This window comes from Streptomyces albus subsp. albus (assembly GCF_000725885.1).
Classification (GTDB): domain Bacteria; phylum Actinomycetota; class Actinomycetes; order Streptomycetales; family Streptomycetaceae; genus Streptomyces; species Streptomyces albus.
Genome location: NZ_JODR01000008.1, coordinates 364,740 through 377,309 on the forward strand (window position 1 = coordinate 364,740; position 12,570 = coordinate 377,309).

The window sequence follows — 12,570 nt, forward strand, 5'->3', positions numbered from 1 at the left end:
CTACTGCTGCCAGCCGCTGCCCGGCTGGGGCTGTCCCGGATGGCCCGGGTACTGCCCCGGCCCCGGGTACCCATAGCCGGGCTGACCGGGTTGTCCGGGCTGACCGGGTCCCGGGTACCCGTAGCCGCCGCCCGGCCCGTACGGCGGCTGGGGCTGCGGCTGCCCGCCCGGCTGTGCCTGTCCGGGTACGGGCTGTCCCGGGGCGCCGCCCTGGCCCGGCATCGGCGGGGCGAGCTGTGGCGGGGGATTGCCGCCCTCGGCCGTCCACAGCCCCTGCTCGCGCTGGGCCCGGACGAAGTCCTCGGCGACCATCGCCGACAGGTTGAAGTATGCCTCCCGTGTGCGGGGCCGCATCATCGTGAGGTCCAGTTCGGCACCGGCGGCCAGATGCTCGTCGAAGGGGACGGTCACCACGCCCCGGCAGCGCGTCTGGAAGTGCGCCACGATGTCCTCGACACGGATCATCTTCCCGACCTCGCGGACACCGGAGATCACGGTGATGCTCCGCTGCACCAGCTCCGAGTAACCGTGCGCCGCCAGCCAGTCCAGTGTGGTGCTCGCGCTGCTGGCACCGTCCACGGACGGGGTCGAAATGATGATCAACTGGTCGGCCAGATCGAGCACTCCGCGCATCGCCGAGTAGAGCAGGCCCGTGCCCGAGTCGGTCAGGATGATCGGGTACTGCTTGCCCAGGACGTCGATGACACGGCGGTAGTCGTCGTCGTTGAACGTCGTGGAGATCGCCGGGTCCACGTCGTTGGCCAGGATCTCCAGCCCGGACGGCGCCTGGGAGGTGAACCGGCGGATGTCCATGTAGCTGTTGATGTACGGGATGGCCGTCACCAGGTCGCGGATCGTCGCCCCCGTCTCGCGGCGGACCCGGCGGCCCAGCGTGCCCGCGTCCGGGTTCGCGTCGATCGCGATCACCTTGTCCTGCCGCTCGGTCGCCAGTGTGGCACCCAGGGCCGTGGTGGTCGTCGTCTTGCCGACGCCCCCCTTGAGGCTGATGACGGCGATCCGGTAGCACGACAGCACCGGTGTGCGGATCACGTCGAGCTTCCGCTGCCGTTCGGCCTCCTCCTTCTTGGCGCCGAACCGGAAGCGCGACTTGTTGCCCGACTGCGGACGCGGCTTCTTCTTGCTGTTGATCAGCCGGTCCGAGGACAGCTCGACAGCCGCCGTGTAGCCCAGCGGCGAACCCGACTGGTCCACCCGGCGCGGATCGACGGCACCCGGGTGCGGCTGCAGCGGCCCGCGCACCTCCGGCTGCGCCTGCGCCGCCTGCTGCGCCGGGGGCTGCCCCTGCGCGTACGGGCCTTGCGGAGCAGGGGCCTGCTGTGCGGCCCCTGGGCCCTGTGGGTGCTGACCCTGACCCTGCGGAGCCTGCGGGTGCTGCCCCTGCGGCGGCTGCTGGTACGGGCCCTGGGCCGCACCGAACTGCGGCTGCTGGTAGGGCGAGGGAGCGCCCGGGACCTGGCCTGGGGGCTCCTGCTGCCCGCCGTGGGGCTCCTGCTGCTTGCCGTGGGGCGGCAACGGCTGCTGCGCCGCCGGGCGGGCCGCCTGCGCAGGGTCGGCCTGCCCCTGGCCCTGCCCGGGGAACGGCTGCTCCTGCTGCGGCAGTTGCGGGGCCTGCGACGGTGACGGGCCGTCACCAGCGGCCTGCTGCTGCGGCATCTGCGGGTAGCCGTAGCGGCTCGGGTCCGCCTGCTGCTGCCCCGCGGCCTGTTGCCCCGCTGTCGGCTGTGCCTGGCCGTGCTGCTGCGGCGCCTGCTGCTCGGGCGTCTGCTGCTGTGGCGTCTGCTGAGCCTGGCGGGGCAGCTGCGGGGGCCGCGCCGGGTAGGGCTCGTGCGGGGCTTGCTGCGGCTGCTCCGGCAGCTCCGGCCGCTGCGGCGAGTACGGTGCGCCCGACAGCGCCTCGGCGACCTCCTGCGCACCGGGACGGTCAGCGTCCTGCCGGGGCTCCTGGAACGGTACGGCACCTGGGCCGTCGCCGTCGCGGTCCGGACCGTCCGCCCGTGGCGGCTCCGCACCGGGCCACGGTGCACCCGGGGGCGGCGTCGCCGCAGGCTGGAAGTCCGGCGGCAGCGGAGGAAGTCCCTGCGCGGCGCCGCCACTTCCGTCGGCGGAACCTTCGGCGGGGGAGTGCGGACGGGGAGGCATCGGGGCGCGCGGCTCGGCGTCCTGCGCGTCGGCGGGAGAGAACGGTGAGGGCGCAGCCTCGTACCGGCGTGCTTCGGACGGCGCCGCCAGATCGAAGTCGGACGGGCCGGACGCATCCTCCCGCGGAGCGGTCCGCGGTGTGCCACCTTCCGCCGGGCCGGTGGTGTCCTGGTGGTCCTGCCGGGCCGGGCGGGTGTCCAGGAAGCGGGTCGCGGTGTCGGCGGGCCGGGCACTTTCCGGGACGCCGGTCTCCGGCGTGTCCCGCGTGTCCGCGGCGCCGGTGCCGCCCTGTGCCGCGGCCGGTTCCTCGTCCTCGTCCTCCTGCCGGGCACGTTCCGCCGCGTCGTGCGCGCGTTCCTCCTGCGCGGCGTACGCGGCGATCTCCTGGCGCAGCGCGGCTGCGGAGAACCGCATCGTGGCGCTGTCCCGTGCGGGAGTCCCGGCCGGTTCCTCCGCACGGTCCTCGGAGACGGTGGAGGAGGAGGCGGAGCCCGTGGAGGCGCGCCAGCTCGGTGACGGCTCCGCCTCGCCGTCCCGGCTGTCGCCGTCCGCTTCACCGCCGTCGTGCGCCGAGTCGTCACCGGCTGCCCGGCCGGTGTCCTTCGTGCTCCATGAGCCGGACGTCCCCGCGGCGGAAGCCTGCGCGAAACGCTCGTCCGCGCGGTCGTCGTCCATGGCGTCGCGCCGCGCCGTAGGCGCAGCGGCCGGCGGCGCGTGCGAGTCGGCGCCGGAGGAGCCGGGACCCGGCCCGGTGGCGTCCGTCCCCGGCTCGTCCGGCGTACGCGCACCGGTGACCGGTTCGCGGTACGAGGCACTGTCGCTCTCCGCGGCGGCTGCACCCTCCGATTCCGCGAACTCGTCGGCGCGCTGGTCGCTGAGCGGCGCCAGGGAGGGGAATGCGGGCAGCGCGGAACCGGAACCGTCGTCCCCGGCGGCCTCCTCGGCACCGGCGGCGGTCACCTCGGCGGACCCCGAAGGCTCCGCGGAACGGTAGGGAACGTCAGGACCGTGGTCCGGCATCGGGGGAACAGCGGGTGCGGGCGGAGGCGGCGTCGGAGCAGCCGACGCCCCCGGATTCGCCCACCAGTCACCTTCGCCGGCACGCGGCGCGGCCTGTGGCGCGCCCGACGCCGGGGCCGCGTGCTGCTCCTCGTCGTCGCCCGCGGACGGCTCCTGCTGCTCCAGTCGGCCGGCCGCGTTCTGCGTGTACCAGGCGGGCGGTGTGTAGTCGATGGTGAACTGGCCCGTCGACTCCATTTCGCTCTCGGCATCCGCTTCCGCGTCGAGCTGGTCGGAACCGGGCATGGTCCCGCGGACGCGGATCTCGTCCCGGTCGCTGCTCACACTGCCTCCTGCTGTGGTCATTCACCCCGGTTTTGTCGCGCGCCCGCCACACGCGCGTCCATCTCAGCCTAATCATCACAAGCACCGCTGGGGCAGTGCGGTCCGGCGCGGGCTTCAGTCGAGACGCCGCGGCGTACCCAGCAGACCTGACTCGGCGTCGGTGGGCTGGGTGACCGCGTAGTGGCGCTCGCGCCGAGTGCACCACAGGGTGACCCCGTCGCCCAGGGTGGACAGCGCCTCGACCTCCTGGCGCGGCAGTTGCATGATGCGCCCGATCTGCTGGGCCTCGTCCGGAGAGACCCGTTGGACGCCCACCAGTGCGGCACCGCGCAGCAGCCGGGGCGCCACCGGGCTCAGATAGGGCAACAGGGTAAGCACCGACTGCCACGGCATGGCGGCGACACGACCGCGCGGCGGGCGCATCCCGCAGTCCCGGACGACCAGCACCGGGCTGCTCACCGTCGGCCCCAACGGAGGAACGCGCCCCACGTCGTAGAGCGAGATGCACTCCTGGCCGGCGCCCGCCGCCTGCACCAGATGCGTCCATGCCTGCGCGCGGCCGGTCTCCACGGCGACCCGAGCCCCCGTGCCGGCCAGCCGCAGCGCCAGCACCTGCGCCGTCCACAGACCGCCGATCAGCACCACGTCGTAGGCGGTGGGGTGGTGGAAGCCGACCACCTGCGGGCGGCCCTCAGCGTCGTTCCCGACGACCACGCCGTCGTCGCCGATCGGCAGGGACAGCGCGGGCAGATGGTCTGCCGGGAGAGCGTGTCCGGTGCGGCGCGGACCCAGCAGGCCCTGTCCGAAACGGCCGGCCATCAGCGCACCCCTCCCAGCGGCAGCGTCGCGAGCGCGCCCGGCAGCTGTTCACGGTCGAGCCGCACCAGCCCCAGCCGGGCCGAGCGGGCCGCGTGCTCCAGATGGCGGCGGGCTGCCACCAGTTCGGTGTCCGAACGCCCCGTCAGCCGCACATGCCCGCTGAGGGTGACGGCCTGGCGGCGGGCCGAACGGCCCAGCGTCAGACTGAACGTCGTCGTCAGGGTCGGCGTGGCCGTCAGCAGCGCCACCAGCCGGGGCAGCGGAGTGGCGGCTCGCCCCAGCTCGGGCCAGCGGCCCACCGCGTAGGTGGTGTGCCAGCGGTCGTCGCACCGCCACACGCGGGTGGACTCGGCGGTGCGCCGGGTGGGTGCGGCGTCCGGACGGCTGGCCCGGGCCGTGGCCACCGGGCTCACACAGGCGGACGTCGAGACCGCCGATATCAGCTCCTGCTCGTTCAGCACCGTCGCCACGAAGCCGGCGCCCGTCACCCGGCTGGCCAGATGGTCGGCTGCGCGCACCAGACAGCGCTGGGCGCCCTCCAGACCGCCGCCGCGCGCCTTGACCGCCTCCGGGCTCAGCTCCGGATCGAATTTCAGCGCCACCCACGTCAGCCGCAGCGCCGGCGATCCGGTCTGCTCCTGCAGCGGGCCGTAGCTGCGGCGGGCCACCGACTGCTCGGGCAGATGGGGTGCCGGCGCGGGCTGTACGTGCTGCACCACCTGGACCGACTCCAGGGCGATGCCGTCCACGTCGAGCGCGTCCTGCATCAGGGTCAGCGGCAGGGCGCGGGCTCCGAACGCGGGGCGCAGCGCGCTGGGCGCGGCCTCGATCCGCACGAGAGCCGTCAGGAACGTGCCGTCCCCCAGCATCCCGATCGTGCGGCGCTTCTTGTCCACGTAGGCGTACGTGCGCAGCCCGGGGGCGCACTCGACCAGCGGGAGGAAGCCCGCGTCGATGCGCTCGCCGTTCTCGTCGAGCACCATGGCGGGTGTCAGCGGCTGGGCCGCCGCGCGCTTGCGGGCGCGCAGCGCCAGCACCATCTGGGCCCAGTCGTGCACGGAGCGGTGGTGGCGCCGGATGACGGCCAGGGCCACCAGCACGGCGGCCACCACGGCGGCGGGCACCAGCAGCAGCCGGTCGACGGCGGCGGCCACCAGCAGCACGGCGGCTGCCAGCTCCAGCAGCACCAGTTGCTGCACCTGGAACGGCCCCACGCGGCTGGTCCGCGACTCGGTGCGCAGCGATGTGGAGACGGGGACCGGCGGTGCGGTCCGGGCGGCGCGGTTCCTGGACGCGTCCGCCCCCGGGTTCCGGGTCCGACCCGGCCCAGGGCGGCCCGCGGTGCCCGTCGCACCCGGCGCCCGCGTCGCAGATCCCATCCCGGAAGGCCCCCTCATGTCCGAATTCGCCCTACTTGTCAAGGGTGTTGGGCGGGCGATCACGATACCGGAGCGGCGCAAGGCGATCCCCAACCGGCATAGTAGGGGCCCGGTCCGACAATCAGTGGCGTCCGCGGGCGTCCGCGGACCGGCCGGCGGGACCGTTCCGGCCTCGGCCCGGGCCCTCGGGGCCCGGCGCGGACGGGGGACAGCAGGACTTCCAGGGAGCGTCTTTCACTCATGGCATCGCGGCGCGACGAGCTCAACGCCTACACATACGCGAAGAAGCGGCTGGTGGCGGCGTTCCTCCAGCCGTCACCGACAGGCACCGAGGAGGGCGCTCCCCGCCCCCTGCGCGGCATTCTTCCGGGCATCGTCGTCGGCGCCCTGATCCTCGCGGGCTTCGGCGCCTGGGGCATGTTCAAGCCGAAAGCGCCCGAGGGCTGGGACAAGCCCAAGGAGAAGGTGATCATCGGCTCCGAGTCGACGACCCGCTACGTCGTCCTGGAGACCGACGGCAAGGCGCAGCTCCACCCGGTCCTCAACCTCGCCTCCGCCAAGCTGCTGCTCGACCCGGGCAAGGGCGAGGTGGTCAAAGTGGACGAGAAGATCCTCGACAACGGCGACATCCCGCACGGCGCCACCCTCGGCATCCCGTACGCACCCGACCGGCTGCCCAAGCCGGACGAGGCGGGCAAGAAGAAACGCTGGGCTGTCTGCGAGCGCCCGGGCCAGGGCGGCCGTGCCGTCCAGAAGGCCGCTTTCGTACTGGCCGACCGCGACAAAGGCAAGGTCGAGGGCGAAGGGCGGCTGCGCGGCGGCGAGCTGCTCTACGTCCAGGGCCCCGACGACCGGCTCTACGTCGTCGACAAATCAGGCACCAAATACCGCATCCCGCACGACGACACCCTGCTGCGCATCCTGACGGACAACCGGGAGCCCCAGCGCGTCTCCCGCCAGTGGCTCGCCACCCTGCACACCGGGCACAACATCTCCTTCCCGCAGGTGCCGGGCACCATCGGTGCGGACGCCGGTGTCTCCGGCCTCGACATGAACGCCAACCAGGTCGGCGCCGTCCTCCTCGCCCCCTCCGGCAACCACTGGCAGCACTACGTGGTGCTCCAGGGCAGGGTCATGCCGATCACCGACTTCATGGCGCAGCTCCTGCTGGCCTCCAAGCAACTGCTGCCCCTCAAACAGAACAGCGAGGCCATCAAGGTCAACGCGAGCGCCATCTCCCCGACGCAGGAAGAGTTCGGCGGCGGCCTGACGTGGCCGCGCGAGAAGAGCCACGCCGTCAACTCCGCCGATCCTCACTCGGGGAGCCGCAACGTCGCCTGCAACGTGCTGCGGAAGGTGAACGGCAAGAGCGGCGACACCACCCTCAGCACCTGGTCGGGCAAGGAGTTCCCCGCACAGCTCCCCGCAGGCACCTCCAGTGCCTACGTCACCCCCGGAACCGGCCAGCTCTTCCGCCAGTTCAAGGGGAGCAGCACCGGCTCCGGCGGCGTCTTCCTGGTCACCGACACCGGCCTGCGGTACGCGATGCAGTCCAACACGGACAGCGAACACGACGACTCGGGGATCGGCGAGAGCGGCAAAAAGAACTCCCAGCAGGAACAGCAGCTTCAGCAGGAGGGGCAGAACGCACAACGCCGGCTCGGCTACGAGAGGGTGAAACCCGCGCCCGTTCCCGCGGAGTGGGCCGCCTTCCTGCCCACCGGGCCCCGCCTGTCGACCGGTGACGCGCTCCAGCCGCAGGGTTCGTAAGGGGGACACGGATGCGCACCATCAGCCGCACCGCCACCGGCGTGCGGCGGCTGGCCGCGATGGCCGCGGCCACCGCCGTCACCGCCTCCGCCCTCACCGTCACCGCGGCGCCGCCCGCGGTGGCCGACACCAGCACCCAGTGCAGCTTCCCCGCGAAGCCGTACAAGGGCCGCCCCTGGGCGCTGCAACGCGTCCTGCTCAACGAACTGTGGCAGGACACCGACCAGGGAGCCGGGGTCCGCGTCGCCGTCATCGACACCGGCGTGGACGTCGGCAACCCGCAGCTCGCCGACGCGGTCGACGCCCGGGCGGGCAAGAACTTCCTGCCGAAGAAGCCGAAAAAGCCGAAGAACGACGAGGCGGGACGCGCAACTCCGCGCGGCAAACCCACCACGGACGAGGTCGGGCACGGCACCAAGGTCGCCGGCATCATCGCCGCCCGCCCCGCCGACGACACCGGGTTCGTCGGACTGGCCCCCAAGGCGACGATCATCCCGATCAAGCAGAACGACGCCAACGGCAGCGGCACCGCCGAGACACTCGCCGCTTCCATCGACTATGCCGTCGAGGCCAGGGCGGACGTCATCAACATCTCCCAGGACACGGCGGAAGCACTGCGCCCCGACTCCGTGCTCGAACAAGCCGTGAACCGCGCCCTCAGCCAGGACGTGGTCGTCGTCGCGTCGGCGGGCAACGACGGACTGGGCGGCAACGTCAAGAAGACCTACCCCGCGTCGTACCCGGGCGTCCTGGCCGTCGCCTCCTCCGACCGCAACAACGAACGCGCCCCCTTCTCCCAGTCGGGCGACTTCGTGGACGTGGCCGCACCCGGTGTCGACATCATCTCCACCGTCCCCCAGGGCGGCCACTGCGCGGACAACGGCACCAGCTTCTCCGCGCCTTACGTGGCCGGCGTCGCGGCTCTGCTGCGCGCCAAGCACAACAGCGGCCCCGACCGGTGGACCCAGCAGAACATCGTCGCCCAGATCGAGCAGACCGCCGAGCGCTCCGTCCCCGGCCACGACCGCCTCGTCGGCTGGGGCGTGGTCGACCCGGTGGCCGCCCTCACCGAGGACGACAAACGCATCGATCATCCGGTCGCCAAAGAAGGCGTCAGAACCGGCAAGAAACCGACCCCCGCGAAACTCCAACTCGGGGAGACCGAACAGGAACGGAACGAGAGACTGGGAACCTACGTCCTTCTCGGCGGAGGCATCCTCGTCGCGGTCGTCGCAGGCACGTCCCTCATCCACCGGGACTGGCGCCGACGGAGGCGGACCGGTGTCAGCGGCAACTGATAGAACGGGAGGGCGTGTCACACCTGTGCAACAGGCGTGCGGCGACTGACTGACAACGCTGGATTTGCAGTTGGAACAGCCTTCACCCGCCTACTAGGGTGAAGCGAGTGCCGTCAACGGGGGCGTCGAGCGGCCCCGGGGGCGGTGGGGGGAATCACGGGTGGAAGGGGGACCATGGGGCTGTTGGGGCCGGACGGCAAAGAGATCCCGCCGCACAAACTGCCCGGCGGCGCACCGACGCCGTCCAAGGCAGATCTCAAGCGCGGCGCGGAAGCACTGAAGATCCTCAAGAAGCGCATCGACGGCGCCATCACGAAGCTGGACAACTCGGCTGCGGCCAAGCACGCGATCTCCGCCCGGCGCGTGACCCGGAAATCGTTCAGCGGCGAGAACACCCTCTTCTTCGAGGCCGACGACCTGTACGCCAAGTTCACCGAGGTGCACGACACCCTCACCCAGCTGTCCCAGACCCTCCGCGACCAGATCGACGCCATCGGCATCGCGGTCAAGGGCGCAGACGGCAACTTCGACGCGGTGGACGCGGCGGAACGCCGCCGCTTCTGGCAGATCCAGGCGCGGACGGAGGCGTTGACGAAGAAGACGAAGCACGCCGACGCGCCGCATCACGGCGACCATCCGATGGGTGACGACAAGCACGGCAAGGGCACGTCCGATGGCCTTCCGGAAGGCCAGTCGGGTTACTGATGCAGAGGCTCACTTCGGGGAACAGGAGGACGCATGGGTGAGAAAGAGGAGCCGGACCCGTTCAGCGGGGCGGGCTACTCGGCCGACCACATGCCGAAGGACCCCACCCTTCCGCAGGAGTTCAGCCCCTTCCTGAAGGACTCGCCGCCCGAGCTGTTCCGCAAGCCGGGTGAGGGACGTCTCGCGCCCCTGGCACCCCCCGGAAGCGCGCCCGGCACCACTGCCACGCCCTTCGACACCTACGGCCTCAACCAGATGGTCGATCTTGTGGAGGATGCCTCCCAAGGTGACCTGGAAGACGTCGGGGACGCCCTGTGGGACGCCGCCCGGGACCTGCGGAAGGCAGCGGCCGAGCTGAAGACCTACTTCGCCGGGGTCGAGGACGAGTGGGACGGCGAGGCGAAGAAGGCGTTCACCAAATGGGGTGACGATCTCCACAAGAACACCCTCAAGCTCAGTGAATACGCGGGCACCGTCGGCACGTACATCAATGCCGCCGGGTACGGACTCGCCATGGTCCGCAGCAGCACGATCCCGCTGCGCAGCTCAGTGAGCGACGAGGAGGCGAGCGGCAGCAGCGAGGGGCTCCCGGCCCACATCGCGCCGAAGCCGGACACCTCCACGGAGAAGCTCAAGAAGCGGGAGAAGGACCGCAAGGAGGCCGTCCAGCAGCTGGAGAAGCTCGGCTCCTACTACCGGGTGGCGCTCCAGCACATCACTGCTGCCGAGAAGAACAAGCCTGTGTTCGGCGCCATGCCGGATGTGGGGGTGCCGCCGGCCCCGCCCGACCGCTGGAAGCCGGAAAACGGAGGGCCGGGTGGAGCAGCCGGGCCGGGAGTGGTGCCGCCCGGCGTTGCGGGTGGGAGCTACGCGGACGCGGGCAGGACCGTCACCCCTCCTGTACTGCCGCACGACGAGGGTGGAGTCAACCGGATCGACCCCGGATACGCGCACCACGCTCCCACTGATCCCGTGGAGCCGATCCGGCCGGATCATTCCGTGGCCACGGGCATCGACAGCGTCGCTCCGCCGCGGACGCCTACTATGCCGCCGCCGGACGTGGGTCCGCACACGCCCCCGACACCGAATCCGACCGGTCCCCCTGGTCCCAATCCCATCGGTCCGGGTCCGGTCTCCATGCCGCCTAGTGCTCCCCCCGGACGAGTGGGACCGGGAGGCCCGCGCTCGCCGCGGCCGTTCGTACCGCCCACCAGCCAGCCGGGACGGCCGGGGGCACAGGGGCCGGTGCGACCGGGTATGCCTGGACAGGTCGCTCCGATGCGCCCGCAGACGCCGGGACAGACAGGGCCGATGGGAAGGCCGGGGCCTGCTGTGCCGTCGGCAGGGCGTTCGACCGGTCCCAATGGTGGCCAGAACGGGCTCCGCCGTCCGGGAATGCTTCCGCCGACCGCTCCGGGAGGCACTTCCGCCGTCGGCGGACGGGACACCGGCCGCAGTTCCGGTCGGGCCTCGCAACCCGGTGGTGTCGTCGGTGGCAGGCCCAACCAGCCGATCGCCAGTGGAAAGACTCCCAGCGCGAAGCTGCCGCGCGGAACCGTCATCGGTGGGCAGAACGCGACGGCGGCCCGTCGCACGACGGGCATGGTCCCGCCCGTGAGTGGGACCGGCACCGGGGGAGCAGGAGCGGGCGGCAGTCGTCGTGACGCGAAGCGGAGGCCAACCCCCAGTCCTGGTGGCATCGTCGGCAAGCCTCGTGAGGACAAGTCGAAGGACAAGCGTTCGCGAAAATCCACCCCTGGCGGTTCGGGCCTGGTGATCGGCGGGGAGAACCCGTCTTCCGCCGAAGCGCAGGACGGAGAGAAGCGGTCGACCGGGCGGCGGGGTACCTTCCCGCCAGTGAGCGAATAAGCCAGTGAGAGCAGTGATGACGGCGAAGCCACCACGACGACGGATCCGACGGCGTTTCCTGGCTGGGGCCGCAGCTGTCGGTGCCTGGACGGTCTGCATGACAGGGCTGGCTCCCGTGGCGAGCGCTCATGATGCGCAGTCCGGGCAGTGGTACCTGGAAGCCATGAAGGCTGAGGAAATGTGGGAGGTGAGCACGGGGGAGGGCATCAAGGTGGCAGTTATCGACAGCGGTGTCGACCCCTCCAGCCCGTCGCTCAGCGACCGGGTGCTTCCAGGGAAGGACTTTTCCCGGGCGCCGGGAGACGAGAACGACGACGACGACGGCCACGGAACGACGATGGCCGAACTTATCGCGGGCTCGGGCAAGGACGGAACCTTGAAAGGGCTGGCGCCCGACGCCAAGATCATTCCTTATCGCACCACCTTGGTGGGGATGAAGGGGGCGGATACGGAGAAGGACCACCTTGGGGAAGCCATCAGGGCAGCCGCTGACAGCGATGCCCAGATCATCAGCATGTCCCTCGGCGGAGCCCCGTATCCCAAGATCAAGACGGCGGTGGAGTATGCCGCGAAGAAGGGAAAACTGCTCTTCGCGGCTATGGGCAATGAGGGGGATGGAAAGAACGAGCTCAACTATCCCGCCGCCTACCCAGACGTAGCAGGGGTTGCCGCTCTGGACAGAAACGGCAAGGTGGCCAAGTACTCCACGCACGGCGAGGAGACGACGCTTTCAGGGCCCGGCGTCGACATTCCCGGTTGGTGCGACGCAAAACTGGAACGCTACTGCTCCCAGGGCGGTACCAGCGCTGCCACTGCCATTGCTTCAGCATCGGCTGCCCTCATCTGGTCCAAGCATCCGAAGTGGACGTCGAATCAGGTGCTCCGGGTCCTGATGCAACTCGGCGACCATCACAACGACCCGAGCAAATACGTCGGATACGGCGCGGTCCGTCCGCGCCTCAACCTGCTGGAGAACAAGGGTGACCCGGGCGATCCGGACATCAGTCCGCTCACCGGTGAGCGCACCCTTCACACCAAACCCGACAAGCCGAAGTCGCAGAGCAAGGATTCAGCGAAAGGTGATGCCCCTGACAAGGTGAAGGTGGCAGACTCGCAGTCCGGCGACGGCAACGGTTGGGTTCTTCCCGCGGTCGGGATCGCTGCGGGAATCGTCATCCTCGCGGGGTGCGGCTTCGCCGTCGTACGCCTGAGGCGGAACTAGTGCG

Annotated in this window: 8 protein-coding genes; 5 read left to right on the forward strand and 3 right to left on the reverse strand. The window is 71.1% G+C overall.

The features are described from left to right. From IO40_RS0111020 to eccE, 3 genes are all read right to left on the reverse strand, one after another. Nucleotides 1-3,504 carry an SCO5717 family growth-regulating ATPase gene (locus IO40_RS0111020; RefSeq protein WP_051719251.1) on the reverse strand — a complete coding sequence of 1,168 codons (3,504 nt, stop codon included), beginning with the start codon at nt 3,502-3,504 and terminating at the stop codon, nt 1-3. Nucleotides 3,505-3,618: 114 nt separating this feature from the next. Then, complete coding sequence (locus IO40_RS0111025; protein ID WP_016470177.1) at nt 3,619-4,323, reverse strand: hypothetical protein; 705 nt, start codon at nt 4,321-4,323, stop codon at nt 3,619-3,621. After that, nucleotides 4,323-5,702: a type VII secretion protein EccE gene (gene eccE, locus IO40_RS0111030; RefSeq protein WP_078659705.1), complete on the reverse strand. Its 1,380-nt coding sequence runs from the start codon at nt 5,700-5,702 to the stop codon at nt 4,323-4,325. The genes IO40_RS0111025 and eccE overlap by 1 nt, the downstream gene beginning before the upstream one ends. 240 nt (nt 5,703-5,942) lie before the next feature. Here eccE and eccB point away from each other — a divergent pair, with 240 nt between their 5' ends. The 5 genes from eccB to IO40_RS0111055 all read left to right on the forward strand — a co-directional run bounded on the left by eccB (nt 5,943) and on the right by IO40_RS0111055 (nt 12,566). Then, nucleotides 5,943-7,472 (forward strand): type VII secretion protein EccB, encoded by a 1,530-nt coding sequence (gene eccB, locus IO40_RS0111035; RefSeq protein ID WP_016470179.1) that lies wholly within the window; start codon nt 5,943-5,945, stop codon nt 7,470-7,472. 11 nt (nt 7,473-7,483) lie between these two features. After that, nucleotides 7,484-8,770: a type VII secretion-associated serine protease mycosin gene (mycP, locus tag IO40_RS0111040; protein ID WP_030406979.1), complete on the forward strand. Its 1,287-nt coding sequence runs from the start codon at nt 7,484-7,486 to the stop codon at nt 8,768-8,770. Nucleotides 8,771-8,944: 174 nt separating this feature from the next. Then, nucleotides 8,945-9,475, forward strand: a complete 531-nt coding sequence (locus IO40_RS0111045) for a hypothetical protein (RefSeq protein WP_051698343.1) — start codon at nt 8,945-8,947, stop codon at nt 9,473-9,475. Nucleotides 9,476-9,508: 33 nt separating this feature from the next. Beyond that, a complete protein-coding gene (locus IO40_RS37575) occupies nt 9,509-11,344 on the forward strand; it encodes a WXG100 family type VII secretion target (protein ID WP_137016979.1) in 1,836 nt (611 codons plus the stop codon). 97 nt (nt 11,345-11,441) lie between these two features. Beyond that, nucleotides 11,442-12,566: a S8 family serine peptidase gene (locus tag IO40_RS0111055; RefSeq protein ID WP_234315538.1), complete on the forward strand. Its 1,125-nt coding sequence runs from the start codon at nt 11,442-11,444 to the stop codon at nt 12,564-12,566. Nucleotides 12,567-12,570 lie beyond the last annotated feature (4 nt).